General features: G+C 73.7%; 22 protein-coding genes. 7 read left to right on the top strand and 15 right to left on the bottom strand.

Translation table 11 applies throughout. The features are described from left to right. Window positions 1-57: 57 nt before the first annotated feature. Complete coding sequence (locus tag R4Z62_RS27060) at window positions 58-498, bottom strand: SSI family serine proteinase inhibitor (protein ID WP_064535852.1); 441 nt, start codon at window positions 496-498, stop codon at window positions 58-60. 83 nt (window positions 499-581) lie between these two features. Then, a complete protein-coding gene (locus R4Z62_RS27055) occupies window positions 582-1,133 on the bottom strand; it encodes an FHA domain-containing protein (protein ID WP_491521137.1) in 552 nt (183 codons plus the stop codon). A gap of 170 nt (window positions 1,134-1,303) precedes the next feature. On the opposite strand from R4Z62_RS27055, the gene treZ reads away from it, so the two are divergent. Continuing rightward, window positions 1,304-3,058 carry a malto-oligosyltrehalose trehalohydrolase gene (gene treZ, locus R4Z62_RS27050; protein ID WP_382847031.1) on the top strand — a complete coding sequence of 585 codons (1,755 nt, stop codon included), beginning with the start codon at window positions 1,304-1,306 and terminating at the stop codon, window positions 3,056-3,058. A gap of 20 nt (window positions 3,059-3,078) precedes the next feature. On the opposite strand, the gene R4Z62_RS27045 is transcribed toward treZ, so the two are convergent. The 3 genes from R4Z62_RS27045 to R4Z62_RS27035 form a co-directional block, all read right to left on the bottom strand. Continuing rightward, entirely contained in the window at window positions 3,079-4,110 is a 1,032-nt protein-coding gene (locus R4Z62_RS27045) for a phosphotransferase family protein (protein ID WP_491521136.1), read from the bottom strand. A gap of 52 nt (window positions 4,111-4,162) precedes the next feature. Further along, a complete protein-coding gene (locus R4Z62_RS27040; protein ID WP_355481970.1) occupies window positions 4,163-5,290 on the bottom strand; it encodes an aminopeptidase P family protein in 1,128 nt (375 codons plus the stop codon). Between the two features lie 379 nt (window positions 5,291-5,669). Further along, entirely contained in the window at window positions 5,670-6,278 is a 609-nt protein-coding gene (locus R4Z62_RS27035) for a PDZ domain-containing protein (RefSeq protein ID WP_491521135.1), read from the bottom strand. A 285-nt stretch (window positions 6,279-6,563) separates the two neighbouring features. Here R4Z62_RS27035 and R4Z62_RS27030 point away from each other — a divergent pair, with 285 nt between their 5' ends. Continuing rightward, a complete protein-coding gene (locus tag R4Z62_RS27030) occupies window positions 6,564-7,151 on the top strand; it encodes a hypothetical protein (RefSeq protein WP_491521134.1) in 588 nt (195 codons plus the stop codon). On the opposite strand, the gene cyc2 is transcribed toward R4Z62_RS27030, so the two are convergent. Together cyc2 and R4Z62_RS27020 are read right to left on the bottom strand one after the other, a co-directional pair. Continuing rightward, entirely contained in the window at window positions 7,049-9,232 is a 2,184-nt protein-coding gene (gene cyc2, locus R4Z62_RS27025; protein ID WP_491521133.1) for a germacradienol/geosmin synthase Cyc2, read from the bottom strand. The two genes, R4Z62_RS27030 and cyc2, sit on opposite strands and share 103 nt — an antisense overlap. 218 nt (window positions 9,233-9,450) lie before the next feature. Continuing rightward, window positions 9,451-10,098, bottom strand: a complete 648-nt coding sequence (locus tag R4Z62_RS27020; protein WP_018564390.1) for a ScbR family autoregulator-binding transcription factor — start codon at window positions 10,096-10,098, stop codon at window positions 9,451-9,453. A 499-nt stretch (window positions 10,099-10,597) separates the two neighbouring features. Between R4Z62_RS27020 and R4Z62_RS27015 the strand changes: the two genes are divergently transcribed. Then, window positions 10,598-11,053 carry a tellurite resistance TerB family protein gene (locus R4Z62_RS27015; protein ID WP_018564391.1) on the top strand — a complete coding sequence of 152 codons (456 nt, stop codon included), beginning with the start codon at window positions 10,598-10,600 and terminating at the stop codon, window positions 11,051-11,053. 103 nt (window positions 11,054-11,156) lie between these two features. Here the strand turns inward: R4Z62_RS27015 and R4Z62_RS27010 are convergent, their stop codons facing one another. Together R4Z62_RS27010 and R4Z62_RS27005 are read right to left on the bottom strand one after the other, a co-directional pair. Further along, complete coding sequence (locus tag R4Z62_RS27010; RefSeq protein WP_491521132.1) at window positions 11,157-12,833, bottom strand: aromatic amino acid ammonia-lyase; 1,677 nt, start codon at window positions 12,831-12,833, stop codon at window positions 11,157-11,159. A 91-nt stretch (window positions 12,834-12,924) separates the two neighbouring features. Continuing rightward, window positions 12,925-13,887, bottom strand: coding sequence for an ABC transporter substrate-binding protein (locus R4Z62_RS27005; protein ID WP_064535842.1), 963 nt, complete (start codon window positions 13,885-13,887; stop codon window positions 12,925-12,927). A gap of 374 nt (window positions 13,888-14,261) precedes the next feature. Here R4Z62_RS27005 and R4Z62_RS27000 point away from each other — a divergent pair, with 374 nt between their 5' ends. The 4 genes from R4Z62_RS27000 to R4Z62_RS26985 are packed head-to-tail and all read left to right on the top strand — an operon-like array spanning window position 14,262 to window position 18,529. Further along, window positions 14,262-17,006 (top strand): sensor histidine kinase, encoded by a 2,745-nt coding sequence (locus R4Z62_RS27000; RefSeq protein ID WP_491521131.1) that lies wholly within the window; start codon window positions 14,262-14,264, stop codon window positions 17,004-17,006. Then, complete coding sequence (locus R4Z62_RS26995) at window positions 17,003-17,479, top strand: roadblock/LC7 domain-containing protein (protein WP_018564395.1); 477 nt, start codon at window positions 17,003-17,005, stop codon at window positions 17,477-17,479. Before R4Z62_RS27000 ends, R4Z62_RS26995 begins: the two co-directional genes overlap by 4 nt. 35 nt (window positions 17,480-17,514) lie before the next feature. After that, window positions 17,515-17,931, top strand: a complete 417-nt coding sequence (locus R4Z62_RS26990; RefSeq protein ID WP_018564396.1) for a DUF742 domain-containing protein — start codon at window positions 17,515-17,517, stop codon at window positions 17,929-17,931. Continuing rightward, window positions 17,918-18,529 carry a GTP-binding protein gene (locus R4Z62_RS26985; protein ID WP_064535840.1) on the top strand — a complete coding sequence of 204 codons (612 nt, stop codon included), beginning with the start codon at window positions 17,918-17,920 and terminating at the stop codon, window positions 18,527-18,529. Before R4Z62_RS26990 ends, R4Z62_RS26985 begins: the two co-directional genes overlap by 14 nt. A 91-nt stretch (window positions 18,530-18,620) precedes the next feature. Here the strand turns inward: R4Z62_RS26985 and R4Z62_RS26980 are convergent, their stop codons facing one another. From R4Z62_RS26980 to murC, 6 genes are all read right to left on the bottom strand, one after another. Beyond that, window positions 18,621-19,289 (bottom strand): ABC transporter permease, encoded by a 669-nt coding sequence (locus R4Z62_RS26980; RefSeq protein ID WP_491521130.1) that lies wholly within the window; start codon window positions 19,287-19,289, stop codon window positions 18,621-18,623. Next, on the bottom strand, window positions 19,286-19,993 hold the full coding sequence (locus tag R4Z62_RS26975) for an ABC transporter permease (RefSeq protein WP_064535838.1): 708 nt from the start codon (window positions 19,991-19,993) through the stop codon (window positions 19,286-19,288). The genes R4Z62_RS26980 and R4Z62_RS26975 overlap by 4 nt, the downstream gene beginning before the upstream one ends. Next, entirely contained in the window at window positions 19,990-21,129 is a 1,140-nt protein-coding gene (locus R4Z62_RS26970) for an ABC transporter ATP-binding protein (RefSeq protein WP_491521129.1), read from the bottom strand. The genes R4Z62_RS26975 and R4Z62_RS26970 overlap by 4 nt, the downstream gene beginning before the upstream one ends. A 514-nt stretch (window positions 21,130-21,643) precedes the next feature. Beyond that, complete coding sequence (locus tag R4Z62_RS26965; RefSeq protein ID WP_018564401.1) at window positions 21,644-22,012, bottom strand: DUF6479 family protein; 369 nt, start codon at window positions 22,010-22,012, stop codon at window positions 21,644-21,646. 137 nt (window positions 22,013-22,149) lie between these two features. Further along, window positions 22,150-22,557 (bottom strand): peptide-methionine (R)-S-oxide reductase MsrB, encoded by a 408-nt coding sequence (msrB, locus tag R4Z62_RS26960; RefSeq protein ID WP_064535836.1) that lies wholly within the window; start codon window positions 22,555-22,557, stop codon window positions 22,150-22,152. A gap of 18 nt (window positions 22,558-22,575) precedes the next feature. Continuing rightward, window positions 22,576-23,964, bottom strand: coding sequence for a UDP-N-acetylmuramate--L-alanine ligase (murC, locus tag R4Z62_RS26955; RefSeq protein ID WP_491521128.1), 1,389 nt, complete (start codon window positions 23,962-23,964; stop codon window positions 22,576-22,578). Window positions 23,965-23,970 lie beyond the last annotated feature (6 nt).

Raw genomic sequence — 23,970 nt, 5'->3', positions numbered from 1 at the left:
GCGGCGCGGACGCCCGCGCCGCCACCGGTACGGGAGGCCCGCCCCGCCGCGCGCCGCTCACGCGTCCAGCGCGAACACGTCCCCCGTCCGGGCGTTCATCTCGCAGCCGTTGGCGAAGGTCTCCGTGTAGTCGACCGCGCGGCCCTGCCACTCGCCGCGCGCCTGCACGGTCACCGGCGCGTAGATCATCGAACAGAACGCGTCCTTGCGGGGGATGCCCCGGATGTCGCCGCGCGCCGAGCGCAGCTCCGCGCACGCCTCGGCCGCGTGGGCGTGGCCGTGCGGCGGGTCGCACAGCAGCAGGGTGCCGCGCGTGTCGCCGCCGCCGGAACGGGTGTCGCCGTGGGTGACGGTGACATAGAGCCAGTCGCCCCGGTCGTGGTGCCGGGCCCACCCGGCCGCCTGGGCCGGGACCGCCGTGCCCGCGAGGAGGACCGCCGCGGCCGGCACTGCCCGGCGCAGCCACCGGGTCGTCGCCTTGCTGATGAAGTGGGTCATGGCGGGTGTATCGGCACACCGGTGCGCCGCCCCCAGTCCGGCTCACCCGAACGGGAGCGCCCCCGCCCGGCGCGCGGACCGCGTCAGTGCGCCGACAGCCGGTAGGACACCTGCCCGAAGCCGACCTGGTCGCCCTCGCGGACGACGGCCGCGCCGGTCACCCGCCGCCCGTTGACGGTGGTCCCGTTGGTCGAGCCGAGGTCGCGCAGGACCCACAGGCCGCTCTGGTGGCGCAGCTCGGCGTGGGTGCGCGAGACCGTCTCGTGGTTGAGCCGCAGTCCGCTCGCCGGGTCGCGCCCGATGCGCAGCGGATGTCCGCTGTCCGCGTGCGGCAGCAGCAGCTTGGGCAGCCGCTCGGACTGCCAGGCCCGGCGCAGCCGCACGGTGAAGCCGGAGACGGCCCCGACGGCGCCGAACAGCGCGCGCGAGAGCCGTCCCTCGGTGGACAGGTCCGAGGTGAGCACGGCGAGCTCGTCCGGGCGGCGGGCGGCCAGCGCCCGTTCCATGCGGTGCGCGAACGTGTCGTACGACAGCCGGCCGGCCGCGACGCCGTCGCGCAGCACCTCCAGCGCCCGGTCGCGCTCCGCGTCGGACACCCGCGCGGAATGGGTGTGGAACTCGAAGGACGACGTCACGCTGGTGATTGTCGGACAACCGGCCCGGGGTGTCCAGAAAACGGGAACGGCGCCGCGGTGTGCCGAGTTGACGACATCTCCCGCGAAAGGGTGGAACCGAAAGCGGACTGATCGTCTTTGCAGGACCATGGGGACGCCAACACGGTGAAGCAGACGAAGGGGAACCGTCCGTGCATTTCGAGGTGTGGGCACCGCAGGCCGGCCGGGTGACGCTCCGGTGCGACGGCGCCACGCGCGCGCTGGAGCCCGATCCGGAGCGTCCTGGCTGGTGGAGCGGCGAGGCCGAGGCGCGGGACGGCTCGCGCTACGGCTTCGCCCTGGACGACGGCCCGGTGCTGCCCGATCCGCGCTCGCGGCGGCAGCCGGACGGACCGGACGGCCTGAGCGCCGTCGTCGACCAGGGGCGGCACACCTGGCGCGGCGACGGCTGGGCCGGGCGCCCGCTGCCCGGGGCCGTGCTCTACGAGCTGCACGTCGGCACGTACACACCCGAGGGCACCTTCGACGCCGCCGCGGGCCGCCTGGAGCACCTGGTGGAACTGGGCGTCACGCACGTGGAGCTGATGCCGGTGTGCCCGTTCCCCGGGCGGCACGGCTGGGGGTACGACGGGGTGTCGCTGTGGGCGGTGCACGAGCCCTACGGCGGCCCCGAGGGGCTGAAGCGCTTCGTCGACCGGGCGCACGAGCTGGGCCTCGGCGTGGTCCTGGACGTGGTGCACAACCACCTGGGCCCGTCCGGCAACCACCTGCCGAAGTTCGGGCCGTACTTCACCGACACCCACCACACGCCCTGGGGCTCGGCCGTCAACCTGGACGCGCCCGGCTCCGACGAGGTGCGCGACTACCTCCTGGGCAGCGCCCTGGCCTGGCTGCGCGACTACCGGCTGGACGGGCTGCGCCTGGACGCGGTGCACGCGCTCGTGGACACCCGCGCCCGGCACTTCCTGGAGGAGCTGTCGGCGGCCGTGGACGCGCTCGCGGCGGACCTGGGCCGGCCGCTGTTCCTCATCGGCGAGTCGGACCTGAACGACCCGCGGCTGATCACCCCGCGCGCGGAGCACGGCCTCGGGCTGCACGCCCAGTGGAGCGACGACTTCCACCACGCGGTGCACACCGCCGTCACCGGCGAGTCGCAGGCGTACTACGCCGACTTCGCGCGCGCCCCGCTCGCCGCGCTCGCCAAGACCCTCACCGGCGGCTACTTCCACGACGGGACGTACTCCAGCTTCCGGGGCCGCCACCACGGCCGCCCGCTGGACCGCACCCGCACCGCCGGGCACCGGCTGCTCGGCTACAGCCAGACCCACGACCAGATCGGCAACCGGGCCCGGGGCGACCGGCTGTCGGGGCTGCTGGCGGACGCCCCCGGGCTGCTGGCGTGCGCGGCGACACTGACGCTGACCGCGCCGTTCACGCCGATGCTCTTCATGGGCGAGGAGTGGGCGGCGGGCACACCGTGGCAGTTCTTCACCGACCACACCGACCCGGAGCTGGCCGAGGCGGTGCGCCAGGGGCGGCGCCGGGAGTTCGGGGCACACGGCTGGGCGGCGCAGGACGTGCCCGACCCGCAGGACCCGGCGACCCGGGACCGCTCCTGCCTCGACTGGTCGGAGCCCGGACGCGAGCCGCACGCGCGCGTGCTGGACTGGTACCGGCGGCTGATCGCGCTGCGCCGCGGGCTGCCCGACCTGACCGATCCGGACCTCGCCGCCACCCGGGTCGCCCACGACGAGGAGGCCGGCTGGCTGGCCTTCCGGCGCGGGGACGTACGGGTGGCCGTCAACCTGGGCAGCGCGACGGCGGCGATCCCGCTGGGCACCCGTCCGGCCCGGGTGCTCGCCGCCTGGGAGCCGGTCGAGGCGCCCGGCGGGACGGGGCTGCTGCGGCTGCCCGGCCGCTCCTGCGTGGTGCTGGCGCAGAGCTGAGCGCGGCCCGCCCCGCGCGGCTAAGGCTGCCCGCCCCCGGCGCCTTCCTGCCCGTCGTCCTGCGTGTCGTCCTGCGTGTCGTCCTGCGTGTCGCCCTGTTTGCCGTCCTGCTCGCCCTCTTCGCGGAACTCGGTGACCCGCTCCAGCAGGATCGCCTCCCAGGAGTGGCGCAGCTGGACGCGCAGCAGCGGCAGCGGGCTCTCGTCGCGGCCCGCCAGGCGGCCGGCGAGGCGGACCACCGTGTCGCAGCGGGCCAGCCACAGGCCGCGCAGGCAGGGGCGGGCGCCGTAGCCCGCGAGGGTGGCCGCGCGCACGGCGGCCGGTGATCCCACGGCCAGGGCGAGCCCGGCGATGTCCTCGGCGGGGTCGCCGATCACCGCGTCCGTCCAGTCCAGGACGCCGCGGACCCGGCCGTCCGGGGAGAGCACCAGGTGCTCGCCCTTGAGGTCGTGGTGGACGAGGACGGCGGCGTGGGACTGGGCGGCCAGCTGGGCCGCGGCGGGCGCGGAGAGCTGGGCCATCCGCGCGGGTTCGAACTCGTCGGCCGCGCCGAGCTCCTCCGCGGCGTGCACGGCCATCCGGCGCAGCGCCTCCAGGGAGCGGGGCGCGGTGCGCGGGACGCCGAGCGTCCCGGCCTGCCGCACGGGCACCGCGCGCAGCCCGGCCAGCAGCCCGGCCAGGTCGTCCTCGCCGAGCGCGGAGACGTCCAGCTCGTCGGCCGTGCCGCCGGTGATCCTGGTGTCCAGGGTGTACGCAAGTCCGGGCGCCCACTCGCCGTGCGCGGCGCTCGTGGGGACGGCCACCGGCAGGTGCGGGCGGGCCAGATCGCGCAGGCGCAGTTCGCGGCGCAGCCGCGCCGAGGCGTCGCGGTCGGGGGCCAGCCGCAGCACATGGCGCGCGCCGACCCACCAGGTGGAGTGCTCACCGCCCGTGGTGACGGGCCGTACCTCGGGCACCCCGGCGGCGGCGTAGCCGTCGCACGGGGCGTCGGGGAGCAGGGTGCGGACCAGCCTGCGGACGCTGTCCGCCGTGGGTGTCGGTGCCTGGGTCATCGTCGCGCCGTGTCGTCGGGTCGGGTCGGGTCGGGTGGAATCAGTCGGCGGATCAGTCCACCAGGACCAGCTCCCGGGTGGTGTCGTTGAGGCGGCGGCCCCCGTCCGCGGTGACCGTCACGATGTCCTCGATCCGGACCCCGAAGCGGCCGGGCAGATAGATGCCGGGTTCCACGGAGAAGCACATGCCGGGCACGAGGGGCTGCCGCTCCCCCTCGATCATGTACGGCGGCTCATGGGTGGTGACGCCGATGCCGTGGCCGGTGCGGTGGATGAAGTACTCGCCGTAGCCCGCCTCGGCGATGACCGCGCGGGCGGCCCGGTCCACGTCCTGGCAGGCCGCGCCCGGCCGTACGGCCGCGAAGCCCGCCTCCTGGGCCTCGCGCACGACGTCGTGCACCCGGCGCTCCTCGTCGGTGGGTTCGCCCACGTGCACGGTGCGGGTGGTGTCGGAGCCGTAGCCGTCCTTGAGCCCGCCGAAGTCGAGGACGACCATGTCGCCGTGTTCGATGACCCGGTCCCCCACCTCGTGGTGCGGGTCGGCGCCGTTGGGCCCGGAGCCGACGATGGTGAAGTCGACCTGGGAGTGGCCGAAGCGCCGCAGCAGGTCGGCGAGGTCGGCGCCCACCTCGCGCTCGCGGCGCCCGGCGAAGCGTACGTGCCTGATCTCCTCGAACGTGCGGTCGGCGGCGGCGCCCGCGGCGGCGAGCAGGTCGAGCTCGGCCGGGTCCTTCACGGCGCGGAGCATCGGCAGGGCCTCGGTGAGGGCGGCGTAGGAGGTGCCGGGCAGGGTCTGCTGGAGGCCGAGCAGGTGCAGGGCCCAGGCGTTGTCGCTGACGCCGAAGCGGCCGCGGCCGTCGAGGAGGGCGGCGGTGAGGGCGTAGGGGTCCTTGCCGTCGGTCCAGTCCCGCAGGGTCAGCGCGGGGGCGCCGGTGGCCTGGGCGGCGTCCGGGGCCTCCAGGGTGGGCACGACGAGGACGGGGTCGCGGCCGGGGACCAGGACCAGCAGGGTGAGCCGTTCGGTGGCGGCGGGCGGCGCGTAGCCGGTGAGCCACACCAGGTCGGGTCCGGGGGCGACGAGCAGTCCGGCCAGTCCGGCGTCCGCCGCCGCGCGCTCGGCGCGCGCCATCCGGGCCCGGTAGTCGTCGGCGGTGAAGGGCGCGGGCGCGGTGCCGGTCATCCGGGCCTCCGTGTGCGGCTGAAGGGGCGGGTGGGACGAACAGTCGGGCGTCGGGCAGGGCCCACGGGCAGCATCCTGCCCGCGCGGAGTGGGCGGCGCGAGCCGGTCGGTCCGGCCGTCCGCTCCCTCCTCCATCCTCGCTGCCCGGGTGTCCGCACGACCACCGCTTTCCCGGACTCGATCTCACGGTCGGGGCTCGCACGGCCATGAGCGCTGATGGCGTGATCACCGTCAGCCACGAGGACACCCTGAAGGACGACCTGACGGAAGACCGTCCAGAAGACCTGCCGGGACGGCCTGACGCGACGATCTGGACGGCGGCCGTCGATCCGACGACGGGGGGCGTGCGGCCGTACCCGTCGTCACGTACGCGGCGTGGTCAGGTGACGACGCCCGGGGTGACGTCCAGCTGCTGGTAGCCCCCACCGCGGTGGCGCACGGTCAGCACCACCGAACGGCCGGGGTCGGCCTTCGCCACCGCGCGCGCGAGGTCGGCCGCCGAGTCGATCCGCGTCCGGTCGAACACGAGCAGCACATCGCCGCGGACCAGCCCGGCCGAGTAGCCGGGGCCCGGCACATGGACGCCGACGACCCGCGCCCCGGGCTTCCCGTCGTCCACCGCCTCCACCCCGAGGGTCGGCCCCACCGGAACCGGCGCCGACCGCACCGCCGCGGCACCCTCCGGGCCGGTTCCGGACCCGGCCCCGGAACCGGAAGCCGACACCGCCGGGGCCGCCGCCGGACCCGCGAGGCCCGCGTGCCGCTGGGCCTCGGCCAGCCTGCTCGCACCGATCACCGTGGCGCCCACCGCGCCCAGCCCTACCCCGGCCAGCAGCAGCACCAGCCCGGCGCACAGGCCGCACAGCGCGCCCGCGAACCGGCGGCCGGGCCGCCGCTGGCCGGTGCCGGAAGGGCTCCGCTCGCGCGAGACGCCGCCCGCGGGCTCGGCACCGGGCAGGGGCTTGGGACGCAACGCAGTCTGTTCCATTCGTTCTCCTCCGGCTGGTGCCTACCCGGCGACCTGGTCCGCCACGAGCCACGAAAGGGTGAGCACGCGCCACGAAAGAGTGAGAACACGGGCGCCTGCCACGTTCGGCCGTATGAGCGATCACCTCCTGCGGCTGCTGCGGGACAGCCCGCGTCTGGCCGAACTGGCGGCCTTTCCCTTCGCGTTCGACCTCGCGGGCGCCGAACACGTCGAGGAGGTACGGCTCGCCGACGGCGGACCGCTCGAACCGGTCGCGGGCGACGGCTCGGGCGGCACGTACTTCGTGTGCGGCGACGGCTCCGTGCTCTGCGCTCCGCGCTCGGACTGCCCGAGCACTCCCCGGTGGAACTCGTCGCCCTGCTGCACGAGTCGCTGCTGCGCACCGAGCCCGGCTTCCTGCTGCTCAACGCCGAGGAGGGGTGCGCCTACCGCCTGCTGGACCCGCTGCCCCGGCCGGCGCTGCGCGAGGTGGTCCTCGCCCACGCCCCGGACACCGGCGCCCTCGTCGCGGCCGGTCCGGACGAGGACGGCGCGTCGCTGTTCACCTGGGCCGGGCACGCCCTGGACCTGGGGCTGACGGAGCACGCGCGGGCCGCCCTGATCCGCGCGCTCGACGAGATCGTCATGAACCAGGGCGCGCCGCGCCGGACCGGCGCGCCCGGCAGTCGCGCACGGCCCTGGACCGCCCCGCCACCACCACGGCCGCCGTCACCGGGCGGCGCTGAACCGGATGCGGTCCGGCGCCGGTTCAGCTCCGGCCCGGCTTCTGTTCAGCCGACGGGCAGCGCGCGGGCCGGGGCCGGCAGCACGGGAGCCGGCGGGTGGTCCGGGAGGAAGGTGTGGGCGCGGCGGCCCAGCCACTCGGCCTTGTAGCGGTTGACGCTGCGGTGCCAGTTGAGGATGCCCGCCAGCCAGTTGCGCAGGTCGGCCACATAGCCGTCCATGGTCGCCCGCGCCTCGTCGGACAGCGCGAAGTCGTCGCAGACGACGGGAAGTTCGTGTGCCACGACATGCTCGAACTGGCGCATCCGCTGGGTCATCAGGTCGTGCACCACGGTCAGCGCCGCCGGGTAGTCGATGCCGAAGAAGTGCTGCACGACGAGGATCCCGTTGTGGATCTCGCCCTCGTACTCGATCTCCTTCTGGTAGGAGAAGACGTCGTTGAGCAGGCAGGCGTAGTCCATGGCGGCGTTCTCCAGGGACCGGACCGGGCCGCTGCGGTACACCTCGGGCGGGATCGACGGGCCGTGTCCCAGCCGGCACAGGCTCAGGGTGAGGTCGGAGCCGAAGGTGGCACGCCGCATCTCCAGGTAGTCGACGGGGTCGGGCACCCGGTTCTGCAACTGGTTGGCCAGCTCCCACACCCAGCTCTCGGTCATCGAGTCGATGGCCTGCTTGAAGGTGCGCCGCTGGCCGGGGGTCATCTCGGCGGTGGTCCGCGCCCACAGGTCGGACAGGCCCCGTTCCATGGCGTTGCCGGGGACGGCGGCCTCCTCGCCGTCGACCGGCATGCAGGCCGACAGACGGGCGGTGGTCAGCCGGGCGGCGGCGAGGTCGCGGCGGTGGCCGTAGACCAGCGGGTAGTAGTCGTCGCCGTAGGTGCCCCAGGCGAGCCACTGCGCGCTGAGGTCCAGGGCCTCGGGTGTCGCGTCCGGGTCGAGTCCGGCCGAGCACAGCGCCAGGTCGTAGGCGTCGAGCTTGTCCTCGTCCCAGACGCCCTCGGCGAGGATCCCCATGCGGTGGCACCAGTCGGCGAGCCGCAGCCGGGAGCGGTCCAGATGCGGGCACAGCTCCAGCCGGAAGGGCATGTAGAGGTCGGGGATGCGCGAGGGGCCGACCTTCTCGTACGGGACGTGGCTGTGGGCGCGCAGCCGTTCGGCGCCGGCCGCGGCGAGCAGCGCGGCCATGTCGACGCCCGAGGTGCCGGGCCCGGTCGGGGCCTGCCAGGGGTTGGCGGGGCGCGCGCGTTCGTTCATGTACCGGCTGGAGCGGGTGTGCCATTCGTGGCCGCCGGACTGCCAGTCCTGGAGCCCCTTGGTGTACGCCGCCACCGCCGCGACCTGGTCGGGGGTGAGGCCCTTCTCCACGGCCAGGGCGGGCACTTCGGTGAACGCGGTGTGCTCGAACTGGTGCAGCCGCGAGGTGAGGACGTCGTTGACGGTGTCGGCGGCCTCCTGGGTGGTGCAGCCGAAGAAGGTCTCCAGGACGAGCACGCCGTTGCTCAGCTCGCCCTCGTCCTCGACCTCCCGCTGGTAGGAGAAGAGGTCGTTGCGCAGGTGCACGGCGTCGGAGAAGGTCTCCATCAGCACCCGCAGCGGCCTGGAACCGGCGACGGCGGCGGGCACTTCGGCGGTGGCGTACTCCACGAGCCCGGCCGACCAGGGGGCGCCGCCGACCTTGCGGCGCATCTCGATGTACTCGACGGGGTTGGCGACCCGCCCCTCGTTGATGTTGGACAGCTCCCACAGGGACTCGTTCAGCAGGTGCTCGGTGGCCACCGCGAACCGGCGGCGCCAGTCGGCCGACATCGCGGGGACCGTACGCGCCCACAGGTCGGCCAGGCCCGCCTCCACCGGGTTCTGCGGCTCGGGCACCTCGGCGGTGTCGTCCAGGGGCATGAACAGGGGCAGCCGGTCCAGGTACGCCTTGCCGCCGGTCCGGTCCTGGCTGCGCTTGAAGGTCTCCAGGAAGTGGTCGTCGAAGAAGAAGACCCACACGTACCAGTCGGTGATGAGGGAGAGGGCGGGGCCGTCGCAGTCGGGATGGGTGTAGGCACAGAGCAGTCCGTAGTCGTGCGCGTCGAGGTCGGACTGCTCCCAGATCCCGGAGCCCTCCAGCATGCCCATGTCGCGGGCCCAGCGCGTGGCATGGGCGCGGGCCTCGTCCAGGTGCGGGTTCAGCCGCGCCGGGTGCGGCAGGTAGAAGTGCGGGAGTTCGAAGGGCTGCTGCGTCATGGCCGGGCCCTACCCGGGACGCTCCGGGACCATCCTCCGCCACCCATTCGATCACACCATCGCGTGAATCACCGCCGAACACCCTTCCCGCGGGGGCCGGTTCCGGCAGGCGCCTCCGGCGGCCGGGCCGCCCCGGCCCGGCCGGGTCCGGCCGCGGTCAATCGTGGTCCAGTTCGGCTCACCGGGGACCAGGTCGGCTCAGCCGGGCTCAGGTCGGCTCAGCCGGGCTCGATGTCGCGCTCCAGCTGCACCGCCAGGCTCAGATAGCGAGGCCGCCGGGGCACGGGCACCAGGCCGCGGATCAGCAGGTGCCACATCTCGGCCGTCCGGCGCGGCAGCCGGGCCACCGGCTCCAGCGGGCGGCCGGTGACACGGGTGCCGACGAAGAAGGAGACCAGGGAGCGCGCCGCGGCCTGGACGTCGACGTCGGGATGGATGTCGGCCTCCTTGACCGCGCCCAGCAGCCGGTGCGTGGCGATCTCCAGCCACTCGGTGAAGGGGTGGCGCAGCGGCGCGCGCACCTCGACCCCGCCGGTGGCGAGCCGCAGTCCCGCACGGGCGATCGGCCCCTCCACGGAGAGCCGGGTGAACGCGAAGGTGATGCGCATCAGCGCTTCCAGGGACGAGCAGTTCCGCCCCTCCACCTCTCCGGTCACCTGCCGCAGGGCCGCGGCCTGCAACTCCATGATGGCGTGGGCCAGATCGTCCTTGGCCGCGAAGTGGAAGTACAGGGCACCCTTGGTGACCTGCGCGTGTTCGACGATGTCACTGAGGCTCGTCCGTTCGTAGCCGTTCCGGTCGAACAGGTCGGCAGCCGCCGTGATGATCGTCGAGCGCGTCTGCTCGGCCCGTAACTGCCTCGCCATGGCCAGAACACTCCAGGGATGTAACGAACGGGGCATGCTGTTTGTTTCTCGTTCGAGCCTACGATAGCCCACTCGCCCGGTCCGTCACCAGGCGAACGGCAGTCCCGTTTACCCCGAATAATCAGCGGAAAAGCCCTCAAAGCAAGGCGAAAGCAGACTCGATAAAAACAGGGCGCGCGGTTTTATTTTGATCAACGTGGGCGCGGCACGGGGGCCACACGTCGACATCGGCGCACGCGCACGTCGGTCCGCCGCGCGGCGGCACTCGACGGTGCACGGGAAGAGGTCCGCCGCCGCACTCCACGCCTCGCCATGGACGCGATCGTAGCGGCGGCGGCCGGAGGCCCCTCGCGGACCGGTCCCGGCCTCACGGGCGGCGGGCGGAACTTATCCGGCGCCCCGCTAGTTTCTACGTTGCTGTAGATCTGACCTGACCGTCCCGGCCGCACCGGTTCCCGTGCGCGGCCGGTGCGGACTTCCGACCTTTTGGAGAGCGACCATGGCCCTGTGGGACCGCATCAAGGACTCCGCGACGCAGATGCAGACCCAGTTGACGGCGAAGAAGAACGACCTGAAGAGCGGTGCGTTCCGCGACGCGAGCATGGCGATGTGCGCGCTCGTGGCCGCCGCCGACGGCACCGTCGACCCCTCGGAGCGGCAGCGCGTCGCCCAGCTGATCGCCACCAACGAGGTCCTGCAGAACTTCCCCGCCGACGATCTGCGCCGCCGTTTCGAGGACAATCTGAACAAGCTGACCGCCGACTTCGCCTTCGGCAAGGTGAGCGTGCTCCAGGAGATCGCCAAGGCGAAGAAGAAGCCCGCCGAGGCCCGCGCGGTCGTGCAGATCGGCATCGTCATCGGCGGCGCGGACGGCGACTTCGACAAGACCGAGCAGGCCGTGGTCCGCGAGGCGTGCTACGCGCTGGACCTGCCGCCGCACGAGTTCGACCTCTGAGCGGCCCGGTCGGGGCGATGGCGGCACGCGGGCGGCGGTGGACCCGGCCGGTCCGGCGGAACCGGACGGCCGCCGCGCCCGGGTGCGCGCCGCCGGTGTGCGGTCACAGCCCGGCCAGCACCGGGAGGAGCCGGGTGGCGGCCGTGACGTCGGCCGTCAGCGGCCGGTCCTCCGTACCGGCCGGCAGCGCGGCGGCGGCCACGGCGAACACCGCGCGGCGCGGCGGCTCCCGGAAGCAGCGCAACGCGCGCACGGCGGTGACCAGTTCGCAGGCCAGGACGGTCGCGTAGGCGTCCGCCGCGCGCAGGGTCTGGCGGGCCGCCTGGGGCGCGAAGCTGGCCGCCTCCTCCAGTCCGTGGGAGAGCACCGCGTGACCGGCCGAGGCGGGCAGCGCGCAGGCACGCAGCTCGGCCAGGGCCGAGTTGGCGGTGTACTCCAGGATCATGGTGCCGGAGCTGCCGGCCGGTCCGGAGGCGAGGAAGGCGGGCAGTCCGGTGAGGTCCGGGCGGCCGAGCGCGGTGAGGCGGGCGGCGGACAGCTGGGCGGTCTGGAGCAGCGCGAGGTTGAGTCCGTCCAGGGCGAGGCTCAGCGGAGCGGCGTAGAAGCCGCCGTGGTGGTGGGCGGTGGTGCCGTCGGCGCCGATGAGCGGGTTCTCCGAGGGGCAGTTGACCTCGGCCCGCACGACACGGCGCAGCGCGTCCGCCGCGTCCAGCGCGGGACCGTGCGCCTGCGGGAAGGCCCTGAATCCGAACGGGTCCTGGATCCGGCGCGCACCGCCGCTGCCCGTCCCCCCGGGCTCTCCGAGCAGTCGCCGCACCTCGGCGGCGGCACGGGTGGCTCCCGGGTAGGGGCGCAGGGCGTGCACCTCGGGAGCGTACGCCTCCAGCGAACCGGAGACGGCGGCCAGCGAGAGGGCCGCCACGGCGTGGGTGGCCCGCAGCAGCACGTCGAGGTCGTGGCAGCCCAGGGCCGCCTGGCCGAGGGTGAGCGCGTTGCTGCTGAGCAGCGCGAGCGCGTCACCGGGCCGCAGGACGACCGGAGCGGGCAGCTCGGGGACGACGGGCGCGACCACGGCGGGGCTCGTGGCGGCGGCCGCGGTGGCCGGTGCGGGGCCGGTGGGTGCGGCGGCCGGTGCGGGGCCGGTGGGCGGCGCGGGCGTGGACGGCCCGCCCGCGCCGTCCGGGACGGCGGCGGGGCCGGGGGCGGGAGCGGCTCCAGGGTCGGAAGCGGAAGCGGGGCCGGGGGCGGGGGCGGCGGTCCGCCAGGGGCGTTCACCGATCAGGGTCAGGCCCGTCTGGGCCAGGGCCGTCAAATCGCCGGTGCCGAGACCGCCGTACTCGTTGACGGCCGGGTGGACGCCGAGGCGCAGCGCCTCGGCGAGGGCGGTGACGAAAGCGGGCTGGATGCCGGAGCCGCCGGCCAGGAGCTGGTTGGCGCGGACCGCCAGCATCGCCCGGACATGGCGGGCGGGCAGCTCGGCGCCCGCGCCGCCCGCGTGACTGCGCAGCAGCCGCAGGCCGTGCCCGGTCCCTTCCGGATCCTCCACCGGCACCGAGCGGTGCGCGCCGACCCCGGTGCCGCGGCCGTAGAGCCGGCCGGCGCGGGCCAGCCGGTCCGCCGCCTTCCAGGAGCGGTGGGCACGCGCCAGCGCCTCGGCCGGTACGACGGGTTCGGCCGAGGCGTCGGCGAGGCGGACCACGTCGTCCAGGGTCAGCTCGCGCCCGTCCAGCACGACGCGGGCCCGGCCCGCTTCCCGGGGCGCCCACGCCGTGCTGCTCATCCCTGCGTCCTGATGGTCCTGTGTTCCGGTGGTCCCGCGGTGGCGCCGTGCTCCCGCGGTGGTGCGGTCCGCGCCGGTGCGCGGTGGCGGGTCAGACGAGGCCGGCCGACTTCAGCCACGCCTTGGCGACGTCCAGCGGGTCCTTGTTCTGCGACTGCACCTGGGTGTCCAGATCCAGCAGGGTCGCCGTGTCCAGCTTGGCGGAGAGCGCGTTGAGCGCGTCGACGCCCTTCTTGTCCAGACCGCTCTTGTGGACGAGCGGCTGCACGTTCTCGAAACCGAAGAGGTTCTTCGGGTCCTGGAGGACGACGAACTTCTCCTTGGCGATGGTCGGGTCCGTGGTGAACACGTCCGCCGCCTGCACGGTGTCCTTCTTCAGCGCGGCCTGGGTCAGCGGGCCGCCCGCGTCCAGCGCCTTGAAGGACTTGAACTCCAGGCCGTACAGCGACTTCAGGCCCAGCAGGCCCTGCTGCCGGGTCTGGAACTCCGGCGAGCCGCCGATGACCATGTCCTTCGCCGCGTCCTTGAGGTCGGCGATGGAGGACTTGTCGGTCAGCTTGTACTTGTCCGCCGTCGCGGCGTTGACGGTGACCGAGTCCTTGTTCTGCGCGGGCGAGGGCTCCAGCAGCGTCAGCTTGGGGTCGAGCTTGGCGCCGATCGCGGCCGTGGTGGCGGCGACCGTCTTGGGAGCGGCGTCCTTGTCGAGATAGGCCAGCAGCGCCCCGTTGTACTCGGGCAGCACGGTGACGGAGCCGTTCTTGAGCAGGCCGTAGGTGGTCTCGCGGCTGCCGATGTTGTGCTTGTAGGTGACCTTGACGCCCTTCGCCTTCAGGGCCTCGCCGTAGATGTCGGCGAGCAGGATGCTCTCGGCGAAGTTGTTGGAGCCGACGACGACGCTGTCGCCACTGGCCTTGCCGCCCGCGAGCGGGTCGCTGCCGGACTTGTCGTCGGAGGACGAACACCCGGCGACGAGTGCGGCGGTGGCGGCGAGGGTGACGACGGCCGTGCCGGTGCGCCTCGTGCTGGACCTGGTGCTCTTCGCGTAAGAAGTCACAATTCTCGTTCCGGGTCGGAAAGTCATGGGGGCGGTACATGGACGGTGCGAGCCGCGTGGGCCGCCTGAACTACGGGGACAAACACGTACGGCATGCGGAACGCCGCACTTTACTGATCCAATCCAGCCGCTTCTCGATCGGTCAAGGGCAGCCAGGTCACCGATTGGCGTCGATCCTGGCGCACTTGTGAAGCGCAAGCGATTGCTTCGTAATGCATTCTTGACATGGGACGCGTCGGACCGGGCTGCGAAGAAGCGATAGATTCCAGCGCAGTTGACATCGGTCACAGCGGTGGACTCGGGCCGCTCCGGTGTCGTCGCGCATCATCGTTGTCACGACCGTCCGGGTGGAGACACCCGTCGAAGGAGGCCCGGTGTCCACGAACGAGGTGGACGCGCCCGCCCGGCAGGTCCCGCCGCCGCCCCCGGCCGGCGGCATCAGGGGATTCGCCGACCGGTGGCCCTTCCGGCGCAAGCTCAACGTCCTGGTCGGTGTCCCGCTCGCCGTGGTCGGCCTGCTGCTCGCCTACCTCATCGCCGGGCAGGTCGGCCAGGCCCGGGACGCGGCGGCCGCCGCCCGGCTGGTGCGGGACAGCGCGCAGGTCGCCGCGCTCGTCGACCGGGTGGAGGCCGAGCACCAGCAGGCCGTCCTGCTCTCCGTGCGCTACGAGGCCAAGGGCGTCGGCTCCCGGCCCTCCGCCACCGCCTACCGCGCGGCGCAGGCCGCCGTCGACGCCCAGGTGGCCGCCGTCCGGCGGGCGTTCGGCGACCGGCTGCCCGCCACCGAGGCGCAGGCCCTGAAGGAGATCGAGGGCCTGACCAGTCTGCGCGACACCGTGGAGCAGAGCTATCTGCCCGCCGACAACATCGACCCGGCCTACACCGGCGCCGCCAAGAACCTGATCGACGGTCTCGGCCTCGACCGCAACCCGGCGCTGGCCGCCACCTTCACCGGCAATCTGCTGGACTCCCTGCTGCGCGCCGACGCCGCCCACAGCTCCTTCGAGACGAGCGTGTTCTCGGCGACGACCGGTGACACCAACGCGCTGATCGAGTTCACCGGCGCGGTCGGCGCCTACGAGCTGTACACCTACCAGGCCGACCGCTTCACCCGGTTCGCCACCGCCGCCCAGGCCGACCGGCTCGCGGGCATGGAGCACACCGCCGACCAGCGCCGGATCGCCGAGGCGTACGCCGAACTCCAGATCGACCCGAGCGGTCTGCAGGCCAACACCCCGGACAAGATCCGGCGGGCCTTCCAGGACGCGCTGGCCGACTACCCGTCCTACCCCCGGCAGGCCGCCGCCCGGCTCCAGATCGCCTCCTCACTCATCGGCGAGATCGCCGACACCGCCGACACCGCCTCGTCCGACGCGTGGTGGCGCGCCGCCGGGCTGCTGGCCGCCGCGCTGCTCGGCTTCCTGTTCTGGCTCGGCTTCTCGGTGGCCGTGCGCCGCTCGGTGGTCCGGCCGGTGCAGGCACTGACCGGGGCGGCGCAGGAGGTCTCCGCCGCCACCGGACGGGAGCTGGCCCGGGTCGCCGACGACGACGCCGACGACAGCGGACCGCCCCGGCTGAGGGACGTGCCGGTCACCGCACGCGACGAGATCGGCGACCTCGCGACGGCCTTCAACCAGGTGCAGACCACCGCCGCCGCACTGCTGGAGCGCCAGGTGCTCAGCCGCCGCAACGTCGCCGAGATGTTCGGCAACGTCGGCCGCCGGGTCAGCAACCTCACCACCCGCCAGCTCGCGCTGATCGACGCGGTCGAGCGCGGCGAGACCGACCCGGCCCTGCTCGAACGCCTCTACTCCATCGACCACATCGCCGTACGCCTGCGGCGCAACGCCGACAGCCTGATGCTGCTGGCCGGCATCCGCGAGACCGTCCTGGACGCCGGACCCGCCGCCCTGACCAACGTGGTGCGGGCCGCGCTCGGCCAGATCGAGGGCTATCAGCGGGTACGGCTGTACGCCGAGACCGAGGTCATGGTGGCGCCGGACATCATCGGCGACCTCACGCTGATGGTGGCCGAACTCCTGGAGAACGCCGTGTCGTTCTCCCCGGCGGGCAGCCCCGTCGAGGTCACCGTGCGCTCGAACGCCGAGGGCGCGTCGATCGCGGTCGCCGACCACGGTCTGGGGATGAGCGCCGAGCGCCTCGCCGAGGAGAACGCCCGGCTGATCCGCCGCGAACGCCTCGACGTGGTGCCGACCAAGGTGCTGGGCCTGTTCGTGGTGGGCACGCTGGCCCGCCGCTGGGAGATCGAGGTCGCCCTGACCCGCACCCCGGGCGGCGGTGTCACGGCCGAGGTCGTGATCCCGTCCGCCCTGCTGCTGTCACTGAGCGCGGTGGCCATGGCGGGCCCGGCGGAGGCCGCGGGAACGGCCGGACGGCGGACCGGCGCGGACACCGCGCCCGGGGCGGCCCCCGCTGACGCGCCCGGCGCCGCCGGAGCGTCCGGTGCCGGCGGACCCAGGCCCGCGACCGCCGTGGCGCCCGCGCACGCCCCGGCCGACGAGGACGAACCCGGCCCGCTCCCGCGCCGGCTGCCCCGGCGCGAGCCCGCCGACGAGGTCACGGCCGGTCCCGGCACGAGCGACACCGATACGACCGGTACCGATACGACCGGCACTGGCACGATCGGCTCCGGTACGGCCGGTGCCGGTACGGCCGGAGAGGCGGCGGTCGAGACCGTACCCGCCCCCGAACCCCCGGCGGCGCCCGCCCCGTTCATCCCCCGGGCCCGCAAGGAGGCCACGCCCATGGAAGCGGCGCCCGACCGGACGGCGTCCGGCCCGGAACCCGCCTCCCGGCCCCTGCGCCGGCGGGTGCGCGGCGCGACCCTGCGCACCACGGCGGACGCCTCCGCCGCGAACGCCCACGAGAGCGCGCGGCCGGCCGACGCCGAGGCCGTACGGTCCGCGCTGGAGGAGTTCGAGGAGGCGGTGGAGCGCGCCCACCGCGACACCGCCACCCCGCCCGCCACCCCGCCCGTCGGCCCGGAGGACGCCGGCCCGCCGGACACCGCCCCGCCCGCCTCTCCCCCCGCCTCTTCGCGTCCCGCCACCCCCGGCACGCCCCGCCAGAACGACCTCCCGGAAGGAGCCGAGCAGTGAGCACGTCGACAGGTGACACTCCGACGGGAGGCACCACGCCGACCGATCTGCAGGCCGCCGCAGCCGACTTCACCTGGCTGCTCAACCGCTTCGCGACCGAGACCGCAGGTGTCGTCGACGCCATCGCGGTCTCCTCCGACGGTCTGCTCATCGCGGTCTCGCAACTGCGCGAGCACGCGGACTCCGAGCGGCTGGCCGCCATCGTCTCCGGCATCACCAGCCTGGCCGCCGGTGCCTCCGGCAACTACCGCCTCGGCGCCCTCAACAAGGTCATCATCGACCTGGAGGGCGGCCACGTCCTGGTCTCCGCGATCGGCAGCGGCGCGGTGCTCGGCGTGGTCACCGACAAGGAGGCCAAGCTCGGCAACATCGCCTACGAGATGACGCTGTTCGCCAACCGGGCCGGTGCCGCGCTCAGCCCGCAGCTCGTCCTGGAACTGAAGAACAACGTCGGCGCCACGTCGGCGCGCTGACCGGCCACCGCCGGTCGAGGAAGGAAGTAGGACCCATGGCGGACGGCTCCCCGCCCCCGGGAGGTGACCCGGTGGGCCCCGCCCCCGCCGTACGGCCGTTCCTGGTCACGGCCGGCCGGGTGGCGCCCACCGCCGCGGGCCGGCCGGTGCCCGTGGAGACCCAGGTGGTGGCCACCACCGCCGGGCTCGCGGCGCTGGACGGCCTCTCCTTCGAACAGCGTGACATCATCGCGGCCTGCCGCGTGCCGCAGTCCATCGCGGAACTCGCGGCCCGGCTGCGGCTGCACCTCAACGTGGTACGGGTGCTCGCCGAGGACCTGCGGGCCGCCGGGCAGCTGACGGTGCACGTGCCCGACTCCGGCGCCACCCACGACGCCTCCGTCCTGCGCAGGGTTATCGATGGCCTGCGGGCCATCCCCGACTCCCGGGGAGTACTCCGTGACACCGACTGAACAACTCGCCCGCGGTGCCGCCGCCGGGGCGGCCGGGCAGAGCGCCGTACGGCCGCCGCTGCCGGTCAAAATGGTGATCGCGGGCGGCTTCGGCGTGGGGAAGACCACCGCGGTCGGCTCCATCTCCGAGATCGAGCCGCTGACCACCGAGGCGGCCATCACCGAGGTCGCCGCGGGCGTCGACGACCTCACCCACACACCGCGCAAGACGACCACCACGGTCGCCATGGACTTCGGCTGCCTCACCATCGACCCGACGCTGAAGCTGTACCTGTTCGGCACGCCCGGACAGGAGCGGTTCGGGTTCATGTGGGACGACATCGTGGAGGGCGCGGTCGGCGGCCTCGTCATCGTCGACACCCGGCGCCTGGACGACTGCTACGCGGCCGTCGACTACTTCGAGCACCGGCAGATCCCGTTCGCGGTGGCGCTCAACGCCTTCGACGGCCGCGTGGAGCACTCCCTCGAAGAGGTCCGCTGGGCACTCGACGTGTCCGAGCACGTCCCGGTGGTCGTCTTCGACGCCCGTGAGCGCGGCTCGGTGCGCGACGCGCTGCTGGTGGTGCTGGAACTGGCGCTGGCCAGGACCGGGGCCTGACGGCGGCCCGGCGCGGGCGCGGCGGGCCGCGCCCGCCCGGTCCCCGCGCCGGACTGCCCGTCGTCGGGTGCCCCGCGCCGGGCAGCGGGTGTCAGGCGCCGCGCCGTACGCCCCGGGACACCGCGAACCGCGCCGCCGCCCAGAACAGCACCAGGGTCACCAGCGCGAGACCGGCGACCAGACTGGCGCCGCCCACCACCTTCTCGTAGTTGCGCTGGTAGAGCCCGTCGATGACATAGCGGCCCAGGCCGCCGATGCCGACGTAGGCGGCGATCGTCGCCGTGGACACGATCTGGATGGCGCCCGAGCGCAGGCCGCTCAGGACCAGCGGGAGCGCGACGGGCAGTTCGACCTGGAAGAGGATCCGCGACTCCTGCATGCCCATGCCGCGGGCCGCGTCCACCGGCGACGGGTCGACCGAGCGCATCGACTCGTAGGTGGTCACCAGGATCGGCGGGACGGCGAGGACGACCAGCGGCACCATGACGGGCAGCAGCCCGAAGCCGACCAGGATGGTCATCAGGACGAGCAGTCCGAAGCTGGGCAGCGCGCGCCCGGCGGTGGCGAGGAAGGCGAGCGTGTTGCCGCCGCGCCCGTAGTGCCCGGTGACCAGGCCGACGGGCAGCCCGATGGCGGCGGCGATGCCGAGCGCGATCAGGCAGTACCGCAGGTGCTCGGCGAGCCGGGTGGGGATGCCGTCGTAGCCGTGCCAGTGGGCGCTGTCGCTGAAGAAGGCGTTGACGAAGTGCAGTACGTTCACCGGGCGGCGTCCTTCGGTGCGGGTGCGGCCGGCTCCGGCTCGGCCTGCGGTCCGCGGCGGCGGGTGCCGCGCGGCATCCACGGGGTCAGCAGGAGCCGTACGCCGACCAGCGCGGCGTCGGCGAGGATGGCCAGGGCCGCCGTGGTGACCACGGAGTTCACCGCCAGCTCGGGGCGGTGGTAGATGTTCGCGTCGTTGAGCAGGTTGCCGAGCGCGCCCTGATTGCCGATCAGCATGCCCACGCTGACCAGGGAGATGCTGGACACGGTCGCCACCCGCAGACCGGCGAAGATGGCGGGCACCGCGATCGGCAGCTGCACCTGGAAGTAGCGCCGTACGGGGCCGAGGCCCATGGCGGTGGCGGCGGCCAGCGTCTCCTGCGGCACCGCGCGCACACCGTCGACGATGGCCGGGACGAGCACCACCAGGCTGTAGACGGCGAGCGGGATCATCACCGTCAGCTCGGTCTGGCCGGTGTAGTCGATGAGGAAGACGATGAAGGCCAGCGACGGGACGGCGTACAGCACGGTCGTCAGACCGAGCACCGGCGGGTAGAGCCAGCGGAAGCGCACGCACAGCTGGGCGATCGGCAGGGAGACCAGGAGTCCGGCCAGGACCGGCAGCAGCGCCTCGCGCAGATGCAGGCCGATCAGTCCGAACCAGCTGTGCTGGAGGTCGCTCGGCAGGTCGAAGAAGCGGTTCATCCGGCGACCCTGGCGTCGGTGGCGGCGTCCTTGTGGCCCTCGGCGTGGGCGGCGCGGATGGCGGCGCCGATGGCCTGCTGCGAGACCACCCCGGCCGCGCGTCCCGACTCGTCCACGGCGACCGCCCAGCCGGTCGGCGAGAGCACCGCGCAGTCCAGGGCGGCGCGCAGCGACTCGCCCCGCGCGAAGGGCCGCCCGTGGGGCAGCAGCCGGTCCTGGTCGATCCGGCCGGGCGTCAGACCGTCGGGGTCACTCCAGCCGAGGGGGCGTCCTTCGAGGTCGGTGACGAGGAGGTAGGGCACGTCGGCCCGGGTGCGGGCGGCGATCTGCTCGGCGGTGGAGTCGACGGCGACGATCGGCCCGGTCAGCAGCTCCAGTTCGTCGGTGCCGAAGAAGGAGAGCCGGCGGATGCCCCGGTCGGTGCCGAGGAAGTCCTCGACGAAGGCGTCGGCGGGGTGCGTCAGCAGCTCGGCGGGCGGGGCGTACTGGGCGAGCCGGCCGCCGGTGCGCAGCACCGCGACCATGGTGCCGAGCTTGATGGCCTCGTCGATGTCGTGGGTGACGAAGACGATGGTCTTGCCCAGCTCGCCCTGGATGCGGAGCAGTTCCTCCTGGAGCCCCTTGCGCACCACGGGGTCGACGGCGGAGAACGGCTCGTCCATCAGCAGTACCGGCGGATCGGCGGCGAGCGCCCGCGCCACGCCGACGCGCTGCTGCTGGCCGCCGGAGAGCTGGTAGGGGTAGCGCTTGGCGAGCGCCGCGTCGAGGCCGACGCGCTCCATCAACTCCACCGCGCGCGCCCGGGACTTCTGCTTGCTCCAGCCCAGCAGGCGGGGCACGGTCGCGATGTTGTCGACGATGGTGCGGTGCTGGAAGAGCCCGGCGTTCTGGATGACGTAACCCATCGACCGGCGCAGGGTGTTGACGGGCTGTTCCCTGATGTCGGCGCCGTCGAGGAGGATGCGGCCCTCGCTCGGGTCCACCATGCGGTTGATCATGCGGAGCGTGGTGGTCTTTCCGCAGCCGGACGGTCCGACGAGGACGGTGATCGAACGGTCCGGTATCTCCAGCGAGAGCCGGTCGACCGCCACGGTGCCGTCCGGGTACCGCTTGGTGACTGAATCTATGCGTATCAAAACGCCGCATACCCTTCGGGTCTGGCAGGAGTTGCCCGCTCTCGGCCACGGTCGCGCGGGCCGTTGCGGAGAGAGTCTAGACGCCTGTGATTGCGGCGGGGTTGCGGCATCGGTGCCGGGCCGGGGCCCCGGGACAGGGGCGCACGGCCGTACGCCGCCCCGGTGCACGGCCGTACGCCGCTGCCGGGCGCGGGAGACCGCCGGACTCCACGGCGGAGCCACCGGGTCCCGGAACCCCCGCGTCCCGGCGCCCCGGGGCGCGCGGGGCCGCCGCCCTGGGAACGGCCGCCCCCCTACGCGCCTGGCACAGGACGAGATCCGGCCGCCCGCGCGCAGGGCGCGGCCTCTGCCGGTCCACGCGCCGGGCGCGCCCGGAGGCCGCACCTCCGGTCCGCGCACCGGACCGCCCGCCGGGGCCGTCGGACCGGTCGGCGGGCGGGTGCGGTGCGGGACGCGGGATGTGGGTTGTCGTGCGGTGCGGTGCGGGTCGCGTCGGGAGGGGAATCGGTCGGGATCAGGTGCGGCCGGGGCCTCCGCTGCCGAAGGAGCCGCTGCCGCCCGGGGCCCAGCGGCTGCGGTGCTGGTCCTGGCTGCGGCGGGTGCCGGCGCCGTGCAGTTCGTGCGGCAGGATCCGCTTGCCGTCGTCGCCGCAGTGCACCTCGTCCGGCTCGCGCTTCTCGCTGATCTCCTCGATCGCGCCGGTGACCGGAAGGTGCGGCTGCTCGGACGTCTCGGGCCGCTTGGGCTCGCGGCGCATCACGCCGATGCCCATGCCCACGGCCCAGACGAGCGCCACCACGACGACGAGCCCGCCGATGAAGGCACCGAACGTGGCCCAGATGTGCGGCGCCACGGCCAGTACGACGTTGGACGCTGTGCCCATGTCTTCCACCCGCCTCTGCGGAGATGCGGCGAAACAACCGGTGGCGCCAACGACGCCACCTGTGTCCTATATTGTCCCACCACAATCAGTGTCCCACCACAGCGGACCGCCGCAAAGCGCCGTGGGCGACGGCCCGCTCAGCCCTCCGCGGGCCGCAGCCGCAGCGAGATGCTGTTGATGCAGTAGCGCTGGTCGGTCGGGGTCGGATACCCCTCGCCCTCGAACACATGTCCGAGATGCGAGCCGCAGCGCGCGCACCGCACCTCGGTGCGCACCATGCCGTGGGACCGGTCGTGCAGCAGCTCCACGGCGTCGCTGTCCTTCGGGTCGAAGAAGGACGGCCAGCCGCAGTGGGACTCGAACTTGGTGTCCGAGGTGAACAGCTCGGCGCCGCACGCCCGGCAGGAGTAGACACCCTCGGTCTTGGTGTCGGTGTACTCACCGGTGAAGGCGGGCTCGGTCGCGGCCTGCCGCAGCACGGCGTACTCGGCCGGGTTCAGCTCCGCGCGCCACTGCTCGTCCGGCTTCTCCACGTCGTACGCCATGAGCCCTCAGCTCCTCACTCAGTTCTTCAGACGGTCCAGGATGCACGGTCCGAGGTCGGTGACGTCGCCCGCGCCCATGGTGAGAACAAGATCACCGCCCTTCGCCATTCCCGCGACCGCGTCCGGCACCTCGGCCTTGTCGTGGACCGCGGTGACGTCGGCGCCCGCGGCCCGTGCCGCCTCGATGATCAGCTCGCTGGTGACGCCGGGGATGGGGTCCTCGCGGGCCGGGTAGATGTCCAGCACCACGCAGGCGTCGGCCAGCGCCAGCGCCTGCCCCATCTCCTTGCCCAGCTCCTGGGTGCGGGAGAACAGGTGCGGCTGGAAGACGACCAGGATCCGGGCGTCGCCCACGGCGCCGCGCATGGCCTCCAGGTCGGCCGTCATCTCGGTGGGGTGGTGGGCGTAGGAGTCGATCACCTGGACACCGGCGGCCTCGCCCTTGAGCTGGAGGCGGCGCTTGACACCGGTGTAGGCCGCGAGCGCCGGGGCCAGCTCGGCGGCCGGGATCCCGAGGGCGGCACCTGCGGCCAGCGCGGCGACCGCGTTGTGCGCGTAGTGGCGGCCGGGCACCGAGACCGTGAAGGTCAGTTCGGCGCCGTCCAGCAGGACGGTGACCTCGCTGCGCAGCCCCTGCGGCCGCACGGACAGGACGCGCACGTCGGCGTCCTCGGACTCGCCGTACGTCACCGTGCGCACCGAGCCCGCCAGGCGCCGGGTCAGCTCGCGGGCGCCCTCGTGGTCGGCGGTGATCACCAGCGTGCCGCCGGGCACGATCTTCCCGGCGAAGGTCTCGAAGGACTCGTAGATCTCGTCCATCGAGGCGTAGTTGGCGTGGTGGTCGAGTTCCACGTTGAGGACGATGGCGACCTCGGGAGCGTACTTGTGGAAGCTGCGGTCGGACTCGTCCGCCTCGGCGACGAAGATCTCGCCGGTGCCGTGCAGCGCGTTGGAGCCGGGGGCGTCCAGGTCGCCGCCGATGGCGTACGAGGGCTCCCGGCCCAGCGCGGTGAGGGAGACGGCCAGCATCGAGGTGGTGGTGGTCTTGCCGTGGGTGCCGGCCACCGCGATCGGGCGCAGGCCGTGCATCAGGGCGGCCAGCGCGTCGGAGCGGTGGACGACCGGGATGCCCAGCTCGGCCGCGCGCACCAGCTCCGGGTTGTCCGGCCGGATCGCCGAGGAGACGACGACGCAGGTCGCGTCGTCGGCGAGGTGCCCGGCCGCGTGCCCGATGTGCACCGTGGCGCCCAGCGCGCGCAGCGCCTCGGCGGTCGCCGACTCCTTGGCGTCGCTGCCGGCCACCTCGGCGCCGCGCTGGGCGAGGATCTTGGCGATGCCCGACATTCCGGCGCCGCCGATGCCGATGAAGTGCGGTCGGTCCATGGCGGTAGGAAGGCCGGGTGCCATGCGCTG

This window comes from Streptomyces sp. PL-25, assembly GCF_058344915.1.
The sequence above is the reverse complement of the archived record's forward strand: the minus strand, read 5'-3'. Positions and strand labels throughout refer to the sequence as shown.